Origin of the sequence: Stappia sp. BW2, from assembly GCF_008107695.1 — a bacterium.
In the GTDB taxonomy this organism is placed as follows: Bacteria; Pseudomonadota; Alphaproteobacteria; order Rhizobiales; family Stappiaceae; genus Roseibium.
The window spans coordinates 504426-523825 of the sequence record NZ_VIRG01000070.1 but is presented as its reverse complement, the minus strand read 5'-3'; the positions used below and the strand labels follow the sequence as shown (position 1 = coordinate 523825).

At 59.7% G+C, this 19400-nt stretch carries 19 protein-coding genes and 1 riboswitch; of the genes, 6 read left to right on the top strand and 13 right to left on the bottom strand.

From position 1 onward, the window contains the following. Nucleotides 1-20: 20 nt before the first annotated feature. The 3 genes from FMN63_RS21360 to thiM are packed head-to-tail and all read right to left on the bottom strand — an operon-like array spanning nucleotide 21 to nucleotide 2746. Complete coding sequence (locus FMN63_RS21360) at nucleotides 21-1127, bottom strand: TRAP transporter substrate-binding protein (protein ID WP_148586170.1); 1107 nt, start codon at nucleotides 1125-1127, stop codon at nucleotides 21-23. Nucleotide 1128: 1 nt separating this feature from the next. Beyond that, the gene (gene thiD / locus FMN63_RS21355; protein ID WP_148586169.1) at nucleotides 1129-1935 is read right to left on the bottom strand and encodes a bifunctional hydroxymethylpyrimidine kinase/phosphomethylpyrimidine kinase; all 807 of its coding nucleotides are present in this window, start codon (nucleotides 1933-1935) and stop codon (nucleotides 1129-1131) included. 37 nt (nucleotides 1936-1972) lie between these two features. Further along, entirely contained in the window at nucleotides 1973-2746 is a 774-nt protein-coding gene (thiM, locus tag FMN63_RS21350) for a hydroxyethylthiazole kinase (protein WP_148586168.1), read from the bottom strand. 68 nt (nucleotides 2747-2814) lie between these two features. Beyond that, nucleotides 2815-2925, bottom strand: a riboswitch (TPP riboswitch). A 207-nt stretch (nucleotides 2926-3132) separates the two neighbouring features. Between thiM and FMN63_RS21345 the strand changes: the two genes are divergently transcribed. Further along, nucleotides 3133-3369: an Lrp/AsnC ligand binding domain-containing protein gene (locus FMN63_RS21345; RefSeq protein ID WP_148587290.1), complete on the top strand. Its 237-nt coding sequence runs from the start codon at nucleotides 3133-3135 to the stop codon at nucleotides 3367-3369. Nucleotides 3370-3390: 21 nt separating this feature from the next. Beyond that, a complete protein-coding gene (locus FMN63_RS21340; protein WP_148586167.1) occupies nucleotides 3391-3798 on the top strand; it encodes a hypothetical protein in 408 nt (135 codons plus the stop codon). A gap of 234 nt (nucleotides 3799-4032) precedes the next feature. Here FMN63_RS21340 and FMN63_RS21335 read toward each other — a convergent pair whose 3' ends face one another. From FMN63_RS21335 to FMN63_RS21305, 7 genes are all read right to left on the bottom strand, one after another. Further along, nucleotides 4033-5034: a DMT family transporter gene (locus tag FMN63_RS21335; protein WP_286192722.1), complete on the bottom strand. Its 1002-nt coding sequence runs from the start codon at nucleotides 5032-5034 to the stop codon at nucleotides 4033-4035. A gap of 283 nt (nucleotides 5035-5317) precedes the next feature. Then, nucleotides 5318-6580 (bottom strand): peptide antibiotic transporter SbmA, encoded by a 1263-nt coding sequence (gene sbmA / locus FMN63_RS21330; RefSeq protein WP_148586166.1) that lies wholly within the window; start codon nucleotides 6578-6580, stop codon nucleotides 5318-5320. Between the two features lie 195 nt (nucleotides 6581-6775). After that, nucleotides 6776-9073, bottom strand: coding sequence for a xanthine dehydrogenase family protein molybdopterin-binding subunit (locus FMN63_RS21325; RefSeq protein WP_148586165.1), 2298 nt, complete (start codon nucleotides 9071-9073; stop codon nucleotides 6776-6778). A 406-nt stretch (nucleotides 9074-9479) separates the two neighbouring features. Then, the gene (locus FMN63_RS21320; RefSeq protein WP_148586164.1) at nucleotides 9480-10541 is read right to left on the bottom strand and encodes a succinylglutamate desuccinylase/aspartoacylase family protein; all 1062 of its coding nucleotides are present in this window, start codon (nucleotides 10539-10541) and stop codon (nucleotides 9480-9482) included. Continuing rightward, nucleotides 10538-11443: a 30S ribosomal protein S6--L-glutamate ligase gene (rimK, locus tag FMN63_RS21315; protein WP_148586163.1), complete on the bottom strand. Its 906-nt coding sequence runs from the start codon at nucleotides 11441-11443 to the stop codon at nucleotides 10538-10540. Before rimK ends, FMN63_RS21320 begins: the two co-directional genes overlap by 4 nt. A 94-nt stretch (nucleotides 11444-11537) precedes the next feature. Beyond that, entirely contained in the window at nucleotides 11538-12011 is a 474-nt protein-coding gene (locus FMN63_RS21310; RefSeq protein WP_208984212.1) for an ATP-dependent zinc protease family protein, read from the bottom strand. A gap of 228 nt (nucleotides 12012-12239) precedes the next feature. Further along, nucleotides 12240-12827, bottom strand: coding sequence for a VOC family protein (locus FMN63_RS21305; RefSeq protein ID WP_148586162.1), 588 nt, complete (start codon nucleotides 12825-12827; stop codon nucleotides 12240-12242). A gap of 193 nt (nucleotides 12828-13020) precedes the next feature. Here FMN63_RS21305 and FMN63_RS21300 point away from each other — a divergent pair, with 193 nt between their 5' ends. Continuing rightward, nucleotides 13021-13995, top strand: a complete 975-nt coding sequence (locus FMN63_RS21300; protein WP_209001261.1) for a DMT family transporter — start codon at nucleotides 13021-13023, stop codon at nucleotides 13993-13995. Between the two features lie 43 nt (nucleotides 13996-14038). Here the strand turns inward: FMN63_RS21300 and FMN63_RS21295 are convergent, their stop codons facing one another. Beyond that, nucleotides 14039-14677, bottom strand: a complete 639-nt coding sequence (locus tag FMN63_RS21295; protein ID WP_205514190.1) for a hypothetical protein — start codon at nucleotides 14675-14677, stop codon at nucleotides 14039-14041. Between the two features lie 137 nt (nucleotides 14678-14814). On the opposite strand from FMN63_RS21295, the gene FMN63_RS21290 reads away from it, so the two are divergent. Then, nucleotides 14815-15480 carry a helix-turn-helix transcriptional regulator gene (locus FMN63_RS21290; RefSeq protein WP_148586160.1) on the top strand — a complete coding sequence of 222 codons (666 nt, stop codon included), beginning with the start codon at nucleotides 14815-14817 and terminating at the stop codon, nucleotides 15478-15480. An 18-nt stretch (nucleotides 15481-15498) separates the two neighbouring features. Here the strand turns inward: FMN63_RS21290 and FMN63_RS21285 are convergent, their stop codons facing one another. After that, nucleotides 15499-17169: a long-chain-fatty-acid--CoA ligase gene (locus FMN63_RS21285; protein WP_162855077.1), complete on the bottom strand. Its 1671-nt coding sequence runs from the start codon at nucleotides 17167-17169 to the stop codon at nucleotides 15499-15501. Between the two features lie 304 nt (nucleotides 17170-17473). Then, nucleotides 17474-18631 (bottom strand): AAA family ATPase, encoded by a 1158-nt coding sequence (locus FMN63_RS21280; protein WP_148586158.1) that lies wholly within the window; start codon nucleotides 18629-18631, stop codon nucleotides 17474-17476. Between FMN63_RS21280 and FMN63_RS29425 the strand changes: the two genes are divergently transcribed. Both FMN63_RS29425 and FMN63_RS21275 read left to right on the top strand, forming a co-directional pair. Further along, on the top strand, nucleotides 18621-18785 hold the full coding sequence (locus FMN63_RS29425) for a hypothetical protein (RefSeq protein ID WP_153297105.1): 165 nt from the start codon (nucleotides 18621-18623) through the stop codon (nucleotides 18783-18785). The two genes, FMN63_RS21280 and FMN63_RS29425, sit on opposite strands and share 11 nt — an antisense overlap. A 77-nt stretch (nucleotides 18786-18862) precedes the next feature. Next, nucleotides 18863-19396, top strand: coding sequence for a hypothetical protein (locus tag FMN63_RS21275; protein ID WP_148586157.1), 534 nt, complete (start codon nucleotides 18863-18865; stop codon nucleotides 19394-19396). The last annotated feature ends 4 nt before the right edge of the window (nucleotides 19397-19400 follow it).

The window sequence follows — 19400 nt, the reverse complement described above, 5'->3', positions numbered from 1 at the left end:
CGCAGCCCTGGCAGGAAGGTCTAGCCGTCCCGGGCTTCCATGAACCGGCGCATGGCGACATCGCTCCAGGGAGCCAGACGGGACCGGGCAGCGATGTGGCTGTCGTAGATCCTCTGACTGAGCGCATCCTTGCTTGCAAATTCGGCCAGCACCTCGGCAGAGGTCACCCGCAGCGCTTCCAGCACGTCATCCGGATAGGGACGCACAACGACGCCGTCTTCCTCCTGCAACAGCTGCAGCGCGCCCGCATTTTCCCAATCGCTTTCGGCAAGCGACCGGCCGTTTTCGGCTTTGCAGGCTTCCAGAATGATCGCGCGAAGGTCTTCCGGCAGACCTTCCAGCGCCACTGTGTTGAAGATCGCTTCACCGGTTCCGTTGGGCTCATGAAACCCGGGCGTATAGTAGGACTTGGCAGCTTTCTGGAAGCCCATTGCACGGTCCGACCATGGCCCCAGGAATTCCGTGGCATCCAGCACCCCGCTGTCCAGCGCCTGGAACAGCTCGCCGGGTGGCAGACTGATAGGCGTTGCCCCAAGCCTGCGCATCACTTCGCCGCCAAGACCCGGCATGCGGATCTTCAGCCCCTTGAGATCGTCCAGCGTGTTGATCTCGCGCTTGAACCAGCCCCCCATCTGAACGCCGGTATTTCCGGCCATGACGGGCCGCAGCCCGAAGGGAGCATAAAGCTCGTCCCAAAGCGCCTGACCGCCCCCCTGTTCGATCCAGGTAATGTGTTCATGCGGCAGCAGGCCGAAAGGGATCGCCGTGAAATAGACCGAGGCTGGGATCTTGCCCTGCCAGAAAAACGAGGCCGTATGCGCCATCTGCGCCGTACCCGCGGAAACTGCCTCGAACACGCCCAGCGCCGGCACCAGTTCACCGGCTGCGTAAAGCCGGATGCGCAGCCGTCCTCCGGACATAAGTTCGATCCTGTCCGCAATGCGCTGCGCCGTCATCCCGGGACCCGGCAGGTTTTTCGGCCAGGATGTCACCATCTTCCATTCCAGCGTCGCCTGTTCCTGCGCCAGCGCAGGGGCAGCCAATGCGCTGGCTCCGACGGCGGCGGATGCCCCCAGAAGCCCTCTGCGACTGATCCGTCCGGTTTCGGTCTTTGGCTGACTGGTCATCTCACTTGCTCCAGAACGCATGGAAATGATGAACGGGGCCATGACCACTGCCGATGTGCAATTCATCGGCGGCGGCGATTGCGGCCTGAATATAGGATTTGGCGGACCGTACGGCCGTTTCCATGTCCTGCCCCTTGGCAAGACCCGCGGCTATGGCCGACGACAGCGTACAGCCGGTTCCGTGGGTGTTGTCGGTCTTGACCCTGTCGGACCGGAGCCAGATCGCATTGCCTTCACGGTCCAGCAGCAGGTCCGCACTTTGCGCGCCGGCCCCGTGCCCGCCCTTGAGCAGAACCGCGTTGGCTCCGAGGCCGAGAAGACGCTCTGCCTGTGTGTGCATCTGCGTTTCGTCTGCCGCCACATCGGCCTGCAACATGCGGGCAGCTTCATGCAGGTTAGGCGTCACGATGTCGACCAGCGGCAGCAACAGGGTGATCAACGTGTCCACGGCACTGTCCGCCAACAGGGGATCCCCGGATGCGGCAACCATCACAGGATCAAGCACCACTGTGCCCGTCTCGAGCGTCTGCAGCCCTTCCGCCACGGCCTCGATCGTATCGACCTTCGACAGCATGCCGATCTTGGTTGCCTTGACGGTCAGGTCGGTGAAGACTGCGGTCATCTGGGCGCGGACGAAATCCGGCGGCACATCGTGAATGGCGCTGACACCCAGCGTGTTCTGCGCTGTTAGTGCCGCAATGACGCTCGCGCCATAGACACCATTGGCGGAGAAGGTCTTGAGATCCGCCTGAATACCGGCTCCGCCGCCGGAATCCGATCCTGCAATGGTCACCGCGATTGCGGTCATGAAAGCCTCCAGAATGTAAAATGACGGCAAGCGCGCATCAGCCGGTCTTGAGACGGGTTTCAATGTCGCGGTCGGTCAGTGAATAGAGCGCGTCGAGCAATTCCGGCACGAGACTGCCCGGCCCGGTCGACTGGCCCGCGGCAATTTCGCCGGCAATGTTAAAGACGGACAGTCCGCAAGCGGCGGCCAACGCCCGGTCGTTTTCGACACTCAGGAACGCTGCCAGAACCGCACCACCAGCACAGCCGGTGGCCGTCACGCGCGACATCAGCGGATCACCGTTGCGCAGCAGGAAGTCTTCACCCCGGCTTTCGATCCTGTCCTCCGGGCCGGTCACAGCAAAAACCGTTCCCGCCTCTATCAGGTTATCGACATCCGCCCGGTCCGGCAAAAGCGCGGCAAGTTCATCCGAATTCAGCCGCACAAGATCCGGCTTCAGCTCCAGAAGCTCACGTGCAAAGGCACAGCGCACGGGGGACCGGTTGACGAAAACCGGATCGACACAGACCCGCCGACCGGCCTTCCTGGCAGCTTCGATGGCAAGCGGGATGGCCGCGCGGCGTTCCTCGTCGAGTGTGCCGAGGTTCACCAGCAGCGCGTCGGCGCCGCCAGCAAAGGCGGCAACTTCCTCCCGCGCGATCGTCATGGAAGGGATGGCGCCAAGTGCCAGCAGCACATTGGCGGTGAAATTCTGCGCGACAGCGTTGGTGACAGCGTGAACACGCGGCGTTTTCTGCCGCACTCGCTCCAGCATGGTGAAGACAAGTTCAGCGCTCAACGCCTGCGTGGAAGCGGCGACGGACAGGCTCATAACGGCTCTCCTGTGACGGAAAACCCATTGCCGGTATTCCGGAAAAGACGTGTTGCGGGAAGTGGTGTTTGCATCATGATCTCAAATCCCTCCGCCGGTATCAGCCGGATCAGGTTCAAGGAGTTGGCAGGCCGCCTCTCAGCCCGAACCTGAATGGCCGGGCACCCCCATGAGATGTCTGCACTGCTAACAAGCCGGCAGCGCGATTGCAAGACCCGGCATGTGCAGAGCCGCCACTCCGCAATTGACTGGCGCAAGGAGATGGGCGATGTCCTAGTCTACTTTTTGTGAATCTGTCGCCCGGCCTTTTTTCGAAACCGAACGGCCCGGTGAACGGTTCAGGTGACACGCTCACCCACTTCAAACCCCAACTGCCGGAGCGCTCCATGGTACCGTTTTTCGTGATGATCAAATGCCAGTTGGGCAAGACCTATCAGGTTGCCAACGCAATTGCGGATGCTGAAATTGCGTCCGAAGTCTATTCGACCTCCGGCGACTACGATCTTCTGGTGAAATTCTATGTCGAGGACGGGTCGGACATCGGTCATTTCGTGAACGAGAAAGTCCATCCGATCGACGGCATTCAGGACACCAAAACCATCATAACCTTCAAAGCTTTCTAAGGTCAGACCCGGACAATTTCCATGCAGCTTCTTAAATCCGCAGCCCTTTGCCTGAGCCTTGCTCTTGCCCCTCTCAGCACCACCGCATCCGCGCAAGGCATGCCGCCGGAGCAGATCAAGCAGATCCTGGACATGACCAAGGCCAACTGGGTGTCATTCCGTGACTGGCAGGGCCAGGAGCTGATCTATTTCACCCACCTGGAATCCTGGAAGTGCGGTATCGACTATGTGTTCTATGGACTGAACGACGGCCCGATTGACCAGGAATGGCAACTGGAAGCCTGTGATCCGGACAACCCCAACGTCGTGCTCAAGGAAAAACCGTACCTGGAACTTCCCGCCGGGTCGGCCCAGTCGATCAGCGTGCAGCTGATCTACAAGGACGGCACCAAGAGCGCGACCGAGCGGTTCGAGTACAAGCCGCAATAAGGCTGAATTAAGAAACCACCCGTATTCGCCGTCATTCCGGACAAGCGCAGTAAAGCTGCGCGCAGATCCGGAATCCAGCGCATCAGCGTGAGCGGAGCGAACTCTTTTCTATTCGTGTAATGCCGCGCCAAAGGCGCGAAATAAGTCTGGATTCCGGATCAGCGCTCGGCTTCGCCTCACTTGTCCGGAATGACTCAGGAAAGGCAGTGTGACCTGCCCTCTTGTCTCTCCCGCCTACGAACGCGACGGCGACGACGCCCGGCGGGCCTTGGTCCGGTCCAGGCCGAGCTTGTGTTCACGGTAGATGACGAAGATACCGGCGGCAATCACGATTGCCGCCCCCAGCACCACCGTCGGCAGCGGCGTTTCATTGAAGATCACCCAGCCGACAATGATCGCCCACAGCATGTTGACATAGTCGAACGGTGCAACGGTGGAGGCATCGGCAAAGCGGTAGCTCTGCGTGAGCAGGATCTGGCCGACACCGCCGGCAAGACCGATCAGCAACAGCAGCCCGGCCGTGGGCAGATCCGGCACGATCCAGGCCTGCCCCGGCAGCAGAAGACCAAGCGGCAGGGTGAGCAGAGACAGAAGCGAAGACATGCCTGCGAACCAGGTGACGATGGTTGACGTGCGCTCCGTCTCGCACAACTTGCGCACGGTGATCATGGCAAGCGCCGCAAAGCCTGCCCCCATCACGCCAATCAAGGCACCTATCATCGAATTGTTGTCTATTTCCGCGTCGCCCAGATGCGGCGACAACACCACCAGAATGCCGACAAAGCCGACACCGACCGCGCTCCAGCGATAGACCCGCACCTTTTCGCCAAGCAGCAGAAACGCCAGCACCACGACGAAAAGCGGCGAGGCAAAGCCGATGGCTGTCGCATCCGGCAGAGGCAGCAGGGACAGCGCGGAGAACCCGCAGACCATCGCCGTCAGCCCGACGGACGCCCGGGTGAGATGCCCCAGCGGGTTGGCTGTCTTGAAGGCAAGCCCCAGCTCCCGGCGCATCGCCACCATGATCAGCACCGGAAACAGGCCGAAGAAATTGCGTGCGAACACGAGCTCACCGATCGGCACCGTCTCGGCAGCGACCTTCAGCGCCGTTGCCATGACGAAGAACACCATGGTGGAGGCGACTTTAAGCGATATTCCGATAAGAGGTGCCTGCCGGGTCATCCCGGTGGGCGCCGGAGGTCCGGAGAAACGGGACTTCTGGCTCAAGAACGCCATAACAACTTCCAGGCCCGGCTTTTCAAAGAAAAATCCCACGGCGTACCGGTCCGAAAACCGTGGGAAGAACCAGTTCGACTGGCCCTTCAAGTGCAGCAGATCAAGAATTGTCCCGCGAATGGGATGCGATGAGGCGGCAGTGAGGTGAAGGGCCTTCAGTATTTGACCAAACGAGGCTTGCGGCAAGCCCAGTTGCAGAAAAATTGCCGCACACTCAAAAGAGCGGCGGCAATCCCTGATGTGTGAACGTTCCCGCTACAGAGGCCCGCTACACAGGTAAGCCTCAGAGCTTCGATTCTTTCTCCGCAACGATCTTTGCAAGCTCTTCCGGCGACATTCTCTCGTGTTCGGCAATCGAGACCTCAAAGCCCTTCAGACGTTTGTAGATGGACAGGAGTTCGATGATCGTCGTCCAGGAATTGACCAGGTACTGGAACGAATTCGACACCTGGCCGAAGGCGGTCAGGATCTGCTGCAGGATACCGTAGGTAATTGCGCCGGAGACAATGGTAGGAACGAGAATGAAATAGGTGAACAGGTTATCCGCCTGAAGGTAGATGCCTCTGGCCAGGTTGAAGTAAAGGTAGTGGCGGTAAAGCCGGAAATAGTTCTTGCGAACGTTGGCGAACAGTTCCGTAAGCGTTATCGGCTGCGCCCTGTGCTCGTAGTCCTCTCCGTAGACCAGTTCCTTACGATAGGCCGCCTCAACACGCTGGTTGTGAAACTCCAGCCCTGGCAGCTTGATGCCGACAATCGCCAGCAGACCTGTACCGAACAGCGACCACAAGATGACCGCAGTGAACAACGGCGCCGGAATGGCACCGACGATCGGCAGCTCGGAAACGTAGCTCGACAGGGACAGCAAGACGGGCAAAAAGGCGATCAATGTCATGACAGAGTCGATCATCGCGACCCCAAGCCCTTCCATGATTGCTGCAAACCGCATCGTATCTTCCTGAATACGCTGCGAGGCACCTTCGATATGGCGAACCTTCGACCACTTCTCGACATAGTAATCGTTCATCGCGGTGCGCCATCGGAAGACGTAATGGCTCACGAAAAACCGGGTAAAGACGTACAGGACGACCTGAAACGCCACGATCTGCACGAACACGATCATGAGCGAATAGAAGTCCCCCACCGTGACACCGTTGTTGCCCGGCAGCGCGTTCTGCAGCGTATCGCCAAAAGGTCTGCGCCAGTTGTTGATGGCGACCGAAACCTGAACGGAATAATAGGTCGAGAAAATGATCGCGGACGAGCCCCAGACAGACCAGATCTGCCAGCGGTGATTTCTGGCAAACATCCACCAGAAGCCGCCGAAAAGGACCGTACAGATGAAATAGTAGCAGTAGAACCAGATGAATTCTGGCGAAACGAAAAACCCTGCTCCCACGATCTCTTTGGGATTGGTCTCGGAAACACCGAAGCCGAGCGGGCCGCTCAACTCATCTGCGAAACCGTACCAGAATGCGACGGCAACGATGGTCCAGAGTACAGCCGAGGTGAAAAACAGCTTCGGCCTTGGAAAGAAGGATTGAAACACAGGCGACAGTCCTGTTCCTAGGGATCTACGATTCTCGCGCACCGATGAACTGCAAGATTGCGGCAAGAACCAGATTATTCATACGGTTATTTAAAAGAAACCACAGACACAATCGTGAGACCCCGGCTTTACCGGCGTCAACTTTCAGCCTGAAAGAAGAAAGGCGCCTCGAACGGGCGCCTTTTTCAGTCTTCCTTACTTTGCTGCCTGAATGGCTTCCCACACTCGCAGCGGCGTTGCAGGCATGTCGATGATCTCGCTGACCCCTGCCCCGTCCTTCAGGGCCTTCTGAACGGCATTCATGATCGATGCACAGCCGCCGATGGTTCCAGCCTCGCCCGCTCCCTTGATGCCCATGGCATTGGTGGTCGAGGGAACGTTTCGGGTTTCGAAGTGAATGTCCGGCAGGTCCGCAGCGCGGATCATGCGGTAATCGAGCAGCGACGCCGTCAGAAGCTGGCCGTCCTCGTCGTAGATCGTCTGTTCGCACAAGGCCTGGCTGAGGGCGGAGGCCGCCCCGCCGTGAACCTGACCAGCCAGAAGAAGCGGGTTCACCGTGACCCCGAAGTCATCGACGATCACATAGTTGACGATGGCAACGTCTCCGGTGTCCGGATCGATTTCCACTTCGCACACATGCGTGCCGTTCGGATAAGTCGCCTCGGCCTGTTTGACCTCTTCGCGGGCCGTCAGGGTGTCGCCTGCGCCTGCCGCAACCTCCGCCAGCGTAACCTGCTGGTCGGTTCCGACCACACGCACCATGCCGCCGTCGAGTTCAAGATCCTCGATCCCGGCTTCCAGCTGGTCGGCGGCCAGTTCCTTCACCTTCTTCACCAGCGCGATGCCCGCATCGCGGACGGACGGCAGGCCAATGGGGATGGAGCGGGAACCGCCCGTGCCGCCGCCCTTGCGCACCCGGTCGGTGTCGCCCTGGATGACGGTGATATCCTCTATGGAGACGCCAAACTGTTCCGCGATCACCTGGCTGTAGGCCGTCGCGTGGCCCTGTCCGTTGGTCTGCGTGCCGATCAGCAGTGTCAGCGTGCCCTCGTCGTTGAGCTCCAGCGTGGCTTCCTCGCTGCCGGGGAAGGCGCAGGCCTCGATATAGGAACAGATGCCGATCCCGCGGTACTTGCCGTTCCCGGCGCTCTCGTCCTGACGGGCCTTGAAGCCCTCCCAATCGGCGACGTCCAGTGCCTTTTGCAGATGGCCGGAAAACTCGCCGGTATCATACATGCGGCCGGTCTGGGTGGTGTAAGGCAGTTGCTCTGGCTTGATGAAGTTGCGCTTGCGGATTTCAACGGAGCCCAAGCCGGTTTCCTCACCGGCCTTTTCGATCAGCCGCTCGATCAGATAGGCGGCTTCCGGACGACCAGCGCCGCGGAAGGCATCGGTCGGCACGGTGTGCATGTAGACGCCTTCGACCTTCGCAAAGACGGCCGGGATGTCGTAGAGGCCGGACGTCATGGACGTGCCGACAAAAGGAATGAACGGGCCGAACTGATGCAGGTAGGCGCCCATGGCGGCTTTGACGTGCACCTTGAGACCCAGGATCCGGCCGTCGACATCCAGCGCCAGCTCCGCATGGGAAACGTTGTCGCGGCCATGCGCATCGGTGACGAAGTGGTCCATGCGCTCACCCGTCCAGCGCACCGGCTGGCCGAGTTCGCGGGCCGCGATCATGCTCAGCGGATATTCGCGGTAGCAGAACATCTTGGTGCCGAAGCCGCCGCCCACTTCCGGGGTGATGACCTGCAGTTTTTCGGTCTCAAGATCCAGAATGCCGCAGATAATGTCGCGCAGTCCATGACCGCCCTGCGTACCGACGGTCAGCTTGAAACGCTCGCTTGACGGGTCGAATTCGGCAACGCAGCCGCGCAGCTCCATGTAGTTCGCGACGATCCGGTTGTTGACCACATCAATGGAAACGACCTTGTCTGCCTTTTCAAACGCAGCGTCGGTCTTGGACTGATCGCCCTGGCCATAGGTAAAGGCGACATTGGTGCCGAATTCCGGCCAGACCTTCACCGCATCGGGTGCCAGGGCCTCTTCGATCCCGACCACCACATCCAGCGGGTCATAATCAATTTCCAGCATCTCGGCCGCATTCTTGGCCGCGTTGACGTCATCCGCCACGATGAAGGCAATGGCATCGCCCACGTAACGTACTTCGTCGGAGCACAAAACCGGCTGATCGGGAGCTTTGAAACTGGAGCCATCGATCTGTTTCGGACGTGCCTGGCAAGGCATTGTCCGGCCTTCGAGTTCGGCTCCGGTAAGCACCAGACGGACCCCGTCCATCTCACGAATCTCGTCCACATTCCCCAGGCTGATGCGCGCATGCGCCATGGCGGAGCGAACGACGACACCATGCAGGCACCCCTCCGGCATGTAATCGCCTGTATAGACGCCCTTGCCTGTAATGAGCGGCGCATCTTCCTTGCGGCGCAATGGGGCACCAACACCGAATTTCGGAGTGACCATCTGGTTCATGAATCTGGACCTGCTTTTTTTGGGAAGACTTTCCCTTGGGAAACATCCACGCGCCGGGAGCGCCGATTTTGATCAACATAATGCCCGAAAGCCGACGTGGCCAGAGTTTTGGGCAACTCTACTTCATACAATTGTTTTTCCACGCGGGCATTGGGCGTTGAAGTGGTTCGCCCTTTCCTGGATTTTGGCGGCAAATCCCGTGCCTGCGGCCAATCCGTCTAGACGGGCCCCAGGCCCTCCTCAGGATGAGGTGGTGATTGGGGGAGCCGTGGCAAGGGCGAATGAGACACATTTCACAAGCGTTTTTGGCAAGCACTTGTTGGAACTGCAATGCATCGGACGGCACTTTCATCCAGAGCCTCCGCCCCCCATCCTCAACCTGAGAAAGGGTGGAACCCGGCGGCCTCTAGATAATCTCATCCTCGTCAAACAGCGGATCGGCCTCGAGTTGGGAAGCCAGGCTGTCGAGGGTGGTCTCCGCATCATAGCGTTCGTTGAACTCGGCAATGTGAAACAGCCCGTCCCCTTCGTTGACCACCGGCAGATTGGTTCTGCCGACGATCAGCCCGGCCTGCTCGGCCAGAACGTTCCGTTCCTTTTCCCCGAAAGGATCCGACGTGATGCCCAGCAGCATGCCCTGTTCGACGACATCCCCGACCGATTTGAACGGCCGCAGCAAACCGCCAGCGGGCGCGCGGACCCAATAGCTCGACTTGCTGAGGATCGAATGAGCCTTCGGTCGTGTGATGCCCTTGGCACCCAGCATCTTCAATTCGCGCATCACCCGCAGCACGCCGGAGACACCGGCCCGGATCGCCATTTCGTCGAACCGCAGCCCCTCGCCTGCCTCGAACACCAGCACGTCGGTTCCCTTCAACTGCGCAGCCTGGCGCAGCGAACCCTCACGCACTTTCGAGGTAAGGATCACCGGAGCGCCGAACGCTTTGGCAAGCGCCAGCGTATCGGCCCGGGACGGAGAAACGCGGATCTGCGGCAGGTTGGTCCGGTGAATGGCGGCCGAATGCAGGTCGATGCCATAGTCCGACCGGTTGACGATCTCGCTCATGAACAGTTGCGCCAGCCGTCCGGCCAGCGAGCCCCGCGGGCTGCCGGGAAACGAGCGGTTGAGGTCGCGCCGGTCAGGCAGGTAACGCGAATGATTGAGAAAGCCGAACGCGTTGACGATCGGGATGACCATCAGCGTGCCCTTGAACTTCCCCAGCTCCTCGATTTCAAGCTGCGGCGCCTTCAGGACCCGACGCGCGATCTCCACACCGATAACTTCATCGCCGTGAACCGCCGCACTGACGAACATCACGGGCCCCGGCCTGCTTCCATGCAGAACATGTACGGACATCGTCACCGGCGTATGGTCCGACAGCACGCTGACCGGAAGGTCGACCGTACGCCGGGTTCCCGGCGCGATCTTGTGTTCGCCGATCTCGAAGACTTTCACTTTCGTGCTCAACCGCGTCCCTTGGTCTTGGTTTTGCCAACTTGGGCATTCTTGGAAATAAAGTCGATGATCTTGCCGGCGACATCAATACCGGTCGCCTTTTCAACGCCTTCCAGCCCAGGCGAGGAGTTGACTTCCATCACCACCGGTCCGTGATTGGACCGCAGCATGTCGACACCGCAGACATTCAGCCCCATGGTCTTCGCCGCGCGAATGGCGGTCGAGCGTTCCTCGGGCGAGATCTTGATGGAGGCCGCACTGCCACCACGGTGCAGGTTGGAGCGGAATTCGCCTTCGGCGCCCGTCCGTTTCATGGCCGCAATCACCTTGCCGCCAACCACCAGCGCGCGAATGTCGGTGCCGCCCGCTTCCTTGATGAATTCCTGCACCAGGATGTTCACATTGGCACCGCGAAACGCCTCGATGACCGACTTGGCAGAGCGCTCGGTATCGGCAAGAACCACACCGATGCCCTGAGTGCCTTCCAGCAGCTTGATCACCACGGGAGCACCCCCGGCAGTTGCCAGCACTTCCTCGGTCATCTTTGGATCGTGGGCAAAGGTCGTTACCGGCAGGCCGATGCCGTCGCGGGCGAGCAACTGCATCGACCGCAGCTTGTCACGCGACCGGCCGATGGCAACGGATTCATTCAGCGGATAAACGCCCATCATCTCGAACTGCCGCAGCACCGCCAGACCGTAGAAGGTAACAGACGCGCCAATTCTCGGGATAACCGCATCGAAGCCGGTCAGCTTTTCGCCGTTGTAGTAGATCTCCGGCCGCCGCGAGGCGATGTTCATGTAGCAGCGCAGCGTGTTGATGATTTCCAGCTCGTGACCGCGCTCTTCGGCAGCGTCCTTCAGACGCTTGTGCGAATAGAGCTCGGGATTCCGTGCCATCATAGCAATCTTCATTGGTTCAAGTCCCTCGGTCTCAGCCTTGTTCCGAACGGTGTTGCGACACCGAATGTTCAGTGATTGATTGTTCTTTGCCGCGTAAACGCGCGGCTTAGTGTTTTGTTGCCAGAGCGGGCTTTCCCGCCAGGAAGGACCGGCCCGCATGCACCAGCACATTGTGCCGCCGGATTGCCGTCCGGCCGAGGATCATGTCGAACCCCATGTTCGATCTGTCCGCCAGTGACACGTCCACATGCCAGTGATGTTTTCCAAGATGAAGTAACGTGCGGATGACAATCCGCCGCTCCGGAACACCACTCGTATTCTTGATGTTGCGTTCGTCCAGGACCGGAACTTCAGCCCGGAAATCACTGTGATGACGCGAAGCCGGCACACGGAAGCGTACCCAGGTCCGGCCATCGCGCTCGAACACTTCCTGCTCTTCGGCATGGAGCGCAGATGTGCGCGCGCCAGTATCGATCTTGGCCCGCATATCGAAAACGCCCAGTTCGGGAAGGCTCACGATTTCACGCCAGCCGATGATATCGGCAGCGGCAAGGGGACGCCCCTTCTTAGCCATTGTCATTCAAAAAAACCCTGGGGCCCCTTACCGGGGCCAATCCCAAACGACCTTGTTAACCGAGCATTGCATGGCCCGCCGAAGAGCGCAACTCAGGTTGCGGTCAGGCTTGAGTACCAGCGCCTGGTCCCACATTCTGGATGCAGTCCATCATCATGATTCACATCGGCGTGCAAGCGAATTTGCAAGCGCTCGAAAAGAACGACAGGCAGTGGCGACGTCGGGCCATCGCCCTCAACGCTTGTAGGGGTTCTTCGGGCTCCGGTCGTCCGACAGACTGCGTCTCGTGTCGCGGGTCAGTTGCTCGATGGCATCGGCAAGGTGGACTTCCTGGATGTTGTAGTCACCGCGTGCGACGCGGATCTTGTGGGCTTCCAGCATCACCTCGCCCATGGCCACGCCTTCCGGCGGCACGAAGCGGTAGCTGGCAAGTTCGATCAACAGCCCGAGCGGATCCCGAAAATAGATGGAATCCATGAAGCCGCGATCCTTCGGACCGCTGTGCGAAATGCCGCGCTTGTCGAGACGTTCCGCGATCTGGTGGAACGTCGCCTGCGACACGGCAAGCGCCAGATGATGGACGCAGCCCATGGTCTGCGGCGCCGGATCCGGGTCCGGTTTGCGGTCTTCGCTGGTGAAGATCGTGATGAGGCGGCCATCGCCCGGATCGAAATAAAGGTGGCTCTGGTCGGCGGCGTCCAGATTGGGCTGTTCGAAAACGAAAGGCATTCCCAGGAGCCCTTCCCAGAAATCGATGGACGTCTGCCTGTCAGCGCCCACAAGAGTGATGTGATGCACACCCTGCGTCTGGATTTTTTCCATGAATTTCCTCCCGGTTCGGCGCAGTTTTAAGGACATCTGCTTGCAAAGGCAAACAGCCGCCCTCTTTCCTTCTGCGCGAAAAACGCTAAGCTTGTTTCAACCGCAACAAACAGCCTTATCCAAGTCTTGCCCGTGCTTCGGCCCCGTCATGCCGCCGCATCCGCATGCCTTCCGGCAAGGATTCACGATGGACATGCCCACACAACAGCCGGAGCCTCCCGAGGCGACCGGCAACCGTCTCCGTCGCAAGGTGACGAGCCTGACGGAAAACCTGCCGTCAAACACCGTCGGGGCTCTCTGGATCCTTCTGGCTGCGTTTCTGTTCTCGATCATGGTCACCCTCATCAAGCTGCTGGGCAAGGACCTGTCGGTGTTCCAGATCCTGGTGATCCGCCAGGCGGTCATGCTTGCGATCGTTGCTCCGAAGATCCTCAGCGGCCTGCCGACCTCTTTGGTGACCAAGCGCCCGGGGCTGCAAATCACCCGTATCGTCTTCGCCACAACAGCCATGCTCTGCGGCTTCACGGCGGTCATTGAACTGCCCCTGGCCGATGCCACGGCCATCAGCTTCTCCAAGACATTCTTCCTGACGATCTTCGCCATCTGGTTTCTGGGAGAAACCGTCGGGCCTCACCGCTGGGGCGCGACGATCGTCGGCTTTCTGGGGGTTGTCCTGATGCTGCGCCCGCACGGCGACGGGCTGGTCGACCACTATGCGCTGCTCGCCATCGCGGGTGCGGCCTGTGCCGGCATGGTCATGATCGTTGTCCGTCTGCTGACACGCACAGATCCCCCGGTCACCATCCTGACCTACCAGGCCTTCGGGGTCGGGATGATCATGGTCATTCCTGCCGTGATGACGTGGCAACCTCCGACGCTGGAACAATGGGGGATTCTGATCTGCATCGGCATCATCTCCTGGGCCGCCCAGATGGCCAATATCCGGGCATTCAGGGCCGGAGAAGCCACGGCCATCGCCTCACTCGATTACACCCGGCTTCTCTACGCCACCATTTTCGGCGCTCTCGTGTTCCACCAGTGGCCCCGAGTGGAAACGCTGGCCGGAGCCGCCGTCATCATCGCCGCCTCGATCTATACGGTCCGCCGCGAGGCCAAACGCGGCCAGAAACTGGCCAGAGCCTCGGACGGACGCGGCTACAACAACTAGGGTACGGCCCCTTGGCCTCCGGATGATGGGGTTGCCTGCCGGCTCAGGCAAGCACGTGCCAGAAATCCAGATCGACGCTGGCGGGGTCAAACAGGTTCAACAGCGGCGCACACGCCGCGTGCGACACATAGCCGGCGCAGATCTCGCGGGCAGCGCCTTCCGTCTCCACAAAACAGATCTCCGAATAGGTATCCTCGCCTGCCCGCGCCATCAGATGCGCCCGGGTTTCGGGAAAGGCTGCAAGATATTCCTGCTCGATCCGTCTGGAAGCGGCCGTCAGCACCTCTTCTGAAAAACCACCATCCTCCTTGGGACGAAACGTGCCGAATTCTATGGCGGAAAATCCGTCCGGCACCGCCTCGAGGTCAATCATCAGGCGGTTGAGACACAGGCGGATGCTGCCGGTGTCGAGCAGTTCCATGAAGGCTCTGGAGCTTGGCGCCTGCAGATGCGCTTCGGACATAGCGGCAAAGGAGGCCTCGTCCCTCGCCAGAATTGCATCGGCATATCCGCCTGCCGCATTGCCCAGGAAGCAGTGAAAGGCGATGCCCGGCTGATCGTTGAGGAACTCCTTCTGCCACCGGCGGGCGGCGGCAATCAGGTCGGGCGCGCCCACGCCTGGATTTGCTTCGTAGCGGGCAAACCCCATCACCTTCATCGGTCCCAGATCTTTGCGCAACATGAGATGTCCTTTCCCGTTTCTGTTGCACGCTCTATAGAAGGGGTCAGAGACAGTTTCTGTCAGGGGGATGCGTTTATGATCGTCCAGAAGCGCTTGTGCTGAGCGCCCTGCAGAAACCGGCCGGAGAGCGACTTCCCATGCGAACCATCAGGCTGTTTTCCATTCTGGATGCCCTTCGCAGCCGCAGGAGCGCGGTTCCGGCTGCCACCCTGGCCGAGTTGCTGGGCGTGACGGAACGGACGATTTATCGAGACATGGCAACGTTGAAGGCGATGGGCGCCCCCATTCGCGGCGAAGGTGGGGTCGGTTACCTTCTTGAACGCGGCTATTTTCTGCCGCCCATGCAGTTCGACCCGGACGAGCTGGATGTCATTCTGCTTGGCATCCGCATGGTGAAGGCACGCGGTGACGCCTCCATGAGCGAAACGGCCGAGCGGGTGCTCGGCAAGCTCGGCGCGGTTCTCTCCGAGGGCGAGCGTTCCCTGAATCGTCCCCTTCTTGCCGTCGGCAAGGCGTCCTCCGCACTTGGCCAGGACGCCCTGTCACCGCTTCGCGATGCCATTCGCAAACGGCGCAAGGTGCAGCTCAGCTATAGCGACTTGCAGGATCGTGTCAGTGACCGCCTCACCCGTCCGCTGGGACTGACCGCCTTCGAAAGTGTCTGGGTGCTGACGGCCTGGTGCGAAATGCGGGATGGTTTCCGCAATTTCCGCCTTGACCGCATCAAGACCTTCGAGGTCACCGAAACCCGCTTCCCGATGGAACCCGGCAAGGAATTTCAGGACTATCTGAAGACACTTTAGATGTTCAGTACCAGACGCTCAGGCGCTCTTGGCCTCCGCCTTGGCCCGCTTCTGAGCTTCCTCCTCGACCAGCTCCTTCTTCGACAATTTGCCGACCATGGTCTTGGGCAACTCGTCGCGGAACTCATAGGCGCGAGGCAGTTCGATTGCCGACAAATGCCCTTTCAGAAAGGTCTTCATGTCGTCCGCCGTCAGCGAGTGACCTTCCTTCAGTTTGATGAAGGCTTTCGGGCTCTGGCCACGATAGGCATCCGGCACGGCAATGACGATGGTCTCGTCGACAGCCTTGTGCTGATAGATCGCTTCCTCGATGACACGCGGATAGACATTGTAGCCGGAACACAGGATCAGGTCCTTGATCCGGTCAACCAGATAGATGAAGCCGCCTTCGTCCAGATAGCCGACGTCGCCGGTGTGAAGATAGCCGTCCGGGGTGATGGTCTCGGCGGTCGCGTCTTCCCGCTTCCAGTAGCCTTTCATCACCTGCGGACCATGCAGCAGCAACTCGCCTTTTTCCCCCGCCGGAACTTCCGTCTCGCGATCTTCGATGCTGACGAAGCGGGCGCTGGTTCCCGGCACCAGCCGGCCGATGGAGCCCGCCCGGCGGCTTTCATCCAGAGGGTTGACCGCGGCAACCGGTGACGTTTCCGTCAGCCCGTAGCCTTCCACCAGAATACAGCCGGTGATTTTTTCAAAGCTTTCCTTCACCTCGACCGGCAAAGGCGCCCCGCCAGACAGGCAGATCTTGATGCTGGTCAGGTCATAATTCGCGGTCATGGGGGAGTTGTTGATGGCCGTGTAGATCGTCGGCACCCCCGGAAACAGGGTCACCTTCTTGCGCTTGACCGCTTCCAGAAGGGACTTCAGGTCAAAGCGCGGCTGCAGGACCATCTCGGCGCCCAGGATGATCGACAGATTTTGCGCCACCGTCATCGCGAACACGTGGAAGAACGGCAGCACGCACAACATCTTTTCCTGGCCCGGCCGTGCCTTTTCGAAAACGCAGCGCATCTGCTCGATATTGGCGGACAGGTTTTTATGCGTCAGCATGGCGCCCTTGGGAACGCCGGTGGTTCCGCCCGTGTACTGCAGCACTGCAATATCGTTGGCCGGATCTATCGTGACCGGCTTCGGCCTGTCTCCCTTGGTCTGCAAGTCCTCGAAACGGACATGCGCATCGTCATGGGGGATGTCGGCCAGTTCCTTGCGCTTGAACAGGCTGAACAGCACTTTCTTGATCGTCGGCAGGCACCAGGCCATCGGGCAGACGATGATCTTGTCGAGCGCGCGCTCCTTGCGCACTTCCTCGACCTTGTCGTAGATCACCTTCAGATCCATGGTCACCATGATGCGCGCATCCGCATCACGTGCCTGGAAGGACAGTTCGCGCTCCACATAGAGCGGATTGAAGTTCACGACCGTGCCGCCGATCTTCAGAACCGCGAAGTAAAAGAGGGTGTAATAGGGCGTGTTTGGCAGGCAGAGGCCTACATGAACACCCGGGCCAACGCCCATTGCCTGCAGCCCGGCCGCCGTCCTGTCGACGAGTGCGCCGATTTCGGCATAAGTCCACATCTTGCCCATGAAATCACAGGCCGGACGGGCGCCATATTGGGCAACGGTCGTCTCGAGATACTCGTGTACGGGACGGGGCTTGAACGCCGCGCTCCACTCCTCCGCAGTCGTCATTACGTTCTCCAACGCGTCTTATCGCTTCATCGCGCAGACGGGCCCTCATCCTGCAATTTCGCGATCCGGACTGAATCCTTAGCACGAAATGGTCCTCCTCCAGGCCCGGCCACCAATGAGGCGTTACCTCTTTGGGTCTCTCCTGACATGACGCAACCTTCCGTTTACGTCAACTCGCGACGTAACGACACCTCGTCATTTTTTTGCGCGCGATGAACCATCCGGTTAAGATAAGACTGCTGAGCCAGTTGGCAATAGAGACGTCAAATCAGAAACTTATCGATGGCTGTGCAATACCGACGGTTTATCTCTTTGGCCAGTTCCAGCGCTGTGCGTCAGCGTCATCCACAACCGTCTCGCCAAGTTCCTTGCGTAGATCATAGCGCATGCAGCCTCTTTCCGAGGACAGAACAGACACAAGTTCTTCCGCATGGGAAACGACGATCACCTGCGTCTTTTCCGCGGCCCGCGCGATCAGACGGGCAAGAGGCTCCAGCAAGGCCGGGTGGAGGCTCGTCTCCGGCTCGTTCAGCACCACAAGAGGCGCCGGGCGCGGCGACAGGAGCGCCGCCGTCAACAACAGATAGCGAAGAGTGCCATCTGACAGTTCGCTTGCCCGCAGCTCCCGCAACAGGCCTTTCTGCTGCATCAGCAATTCAAAATAGCCGTCATTGACCGAAATCCGGACGGATGCCCCGGGAAAGGCATCGTCGATCGCCTCTTCCAGGGCCCGCTCGTCACCAATTTCCAGGATCGTCTGAATGGCAGCGGCCAGATCTCCACCGTCTCCGCTGAGCACCGGTGTCCTCGTTCCGATCTTGGGAAAGCGCGCAGGGGCCTCCCTGTCGGTGCGCAGGTGGTCATAGAAACGCCAGGCACGCATGCGCTCGCGCATGACAAGCAGTTCCAGCCCGTCCTTCGGATCGGCGGCATGGGTCATCATGCTGTCGAAGCGGGCCAGGTTCTGGAAAACCGGAACACGCTGCCCCTGACTGTTGAGAACCCGAACCGTCGGACCGTTTCTGGCCGCGATCTCGTTCGAGCGGGACAGGGCTTCGCCCGCCCACAACACCTCAGCCTTGATCTCCGGATCCATGGAAAACAGCGAGTGCCCGGCATCCGCCGGCAGACCGAGATCAATGGCATAGCCATAGTCCTCATCGGCAAAGCCGAGCTTCAGGCTGACCACGCCCTTGCGAAGGGTCCCCTGTACGGGCACCTCGCCCTGTTTCATGGCCCGGGAGAAAGCTTCCGGGCCGGCCCAGAGCGTCGAATTAAGGCCACCTTCTGCCGCCAGCGAGGCTATCGCCTGGCCTTGCGAGACTTCCGCCAGCAGACGGATCGACCGGTAAAGGCTCGATTTGCCGCTGCCGTTTGCACCCGTCACCAGCGTGATTCGGTCAAGCGGCAAGACGATGTCGCGCAGCGAGCGGTATCCGGAAACGGCAAGAGTGAGGATCATCGTCCAAAGACCTGTTTCTGCGTTCCTGATCCACCAGTTCGAACTTGTTGACGTCGAAGACGCCGAAATCGGTGATCTTCAGGTGCGTATTGACCGTCAGTGGCAGGAAGGGGACGTGCGCATTCCGAAAGCTGGAGCGAGCCAGGCCCATTGATTTTTAGCTTGAGGAATTGCGTCATGCTACTTCTAGATGCATATCCTGGTGCAATGCTCGAATGAAAGGTGTTGCCTTTGTATAACCCGAAAGAAGCGGTCGAAGACAGCCACGCGCTTAACCTGGCCATCCTGTTTTTTGCGGCCTGCGCTGTCGCGATCACAATTTATTTCCACCACGACAGCGGCTTGAAGTACTGGCTTTTAAAAGGCTTTGGCGAAACCACCCCCGGCAAGGTTGTCGTCATTATCGACGACAGGGACGATGGTTCTACGCATCTTCGTTACAATAGCCGGAACACATTAAAGAACATCACAGCCTGGCAAGATGAAAGAATCGTCGTTGAAATCAAGCCTGCGGACGCACCGGTTGAAACTCTGAATTTCAGGATAAAGCCTCAGGAGCTCATCCGAGAGACAGACGGGGCTCTGAACGTCACTTATTTGCCGCTCAATCCGAAGATTGCCTATCCCACCCGCAGTTTGGACAGGTTCTCTCTCGACAGCGAGATCTTGCTCTGGTCGCTTGTTGCCGGCGGTATTATCTTGTTCTTCGCGTTGCGATCCGCGCGGAAATGGGCACGTTTTCGTGCACGACTGCACCAGTACTGAAGGC

Excerpts from the sequence above, each read along its gene's own strand:
- FMN63_RS21360 (WP_148586170.1), bottom strand. The coding sequence starts at position 1,127 with ATGACCAGTCAGCCAAAGACCGAAACCGGACGGATCAGTCGCAGAGGG.
- thiD (WP_148586169.1), bottom strand. The coding sequence starts at position 1,935 with ATGACCGCAATCGCGGTGACCATTGCAGGATCGGATTCCGGCGGCGGA.
- thiM (WP_148586168.1), bottom strand. The coding sequence starts at position 2,746 with ATGAGCCTGTCCGTCGCCGCTTCCACGCAGGCGTTGAGCGCTGAACTT.
- FMN63_RS21345 (WP_148587290.1), top strand. The coding sequence starts at position 3,133 with ATGGTACCGTTTTTCGTGATGATCAAATGCCAGTTGGGCAAGACCTAT.
- FMN63_RS21340 (WP_148586167.1), top strand. The coding sequence starts at position 3,391 with ATGCAGCTTCTTAAATCCGCAGCCCTTTGCCTGAGCCTTGCTCTTGCC.
- FMN63_RS21335 (WP_286192722.1), bottom strand. The coding sequence starts at position 5,034 with ATGGCGTTCTTGAGCCAGAAGTCCCGTTTCTCCGGACCTCCGGCGCCC.
- FMN63_RS21325 (WP_148586165.1), bottom strand. The coding sequence starts at position 9,073 with ATGAACCAGATGGTCACTCCGAAATTCGGTGTTGGTGCCCCATTGCGC.
- rimK (WP_148586163.1), bottom strand. The coding sequence starts at position 11,443 with ATGAAGATTGCTATGATGGCACGGAATCCCGAGCTCTATTCGCACAAG.
- FMN63_RS21310 (WP_208984212.1), bottom strand. The coding sequence starts at position 12,011 with ATGACAATGGCTAAGAAGGGGCGTCCCCTTGCCGCTGCCGATATCATC.
- FMN63_RS21305 (WP_148586162.1), bottom strand. The coding sequence starts at position 12,827 with ATGGAAAAAATCCAGACGCAGGGTGTGCATCACATCACTCTTGTGGGC.
- FMN63_RS21300 (WP_209001261.1), top strand. The coding sequence starts at position 13,021 with ATGCCCACACAACAGCCGGAGCCTCCCGAGGCGACCGGCAACCGTCTC.
- FMN63_RS21295 (WP_205514190.1), bottom strand. The coding sequence starts at position 14,677 with ATGTTGCGCAAAGATCTGGGACCGATGAAGGTGATGGGGTTTGCCCGC.
- FMN63_RS21290 (WP_148586160.1), top strand. The coding sequence starts at position 14,815 with ATGCGAACCATCAGGCTGTTTTCCATTCTGGATGCCCTTCGCAGCCGC.
- FMN63_RS21285 (WP_162855077.1), bottom strand. The coding sequence starts at position 17,169 with ATGACGACTGCGGAGGAGTGGAGCGCGGCGTTCAAGCCCCGTCCCGTA.
- FMN63_RS21280 (WP_148586158.1), bottom strand. The coding sequence starts at position 18,631 with ATGATCCTCACTCTTGCCGTTTCCGGATACCGCTCGCTGCGCGACATC.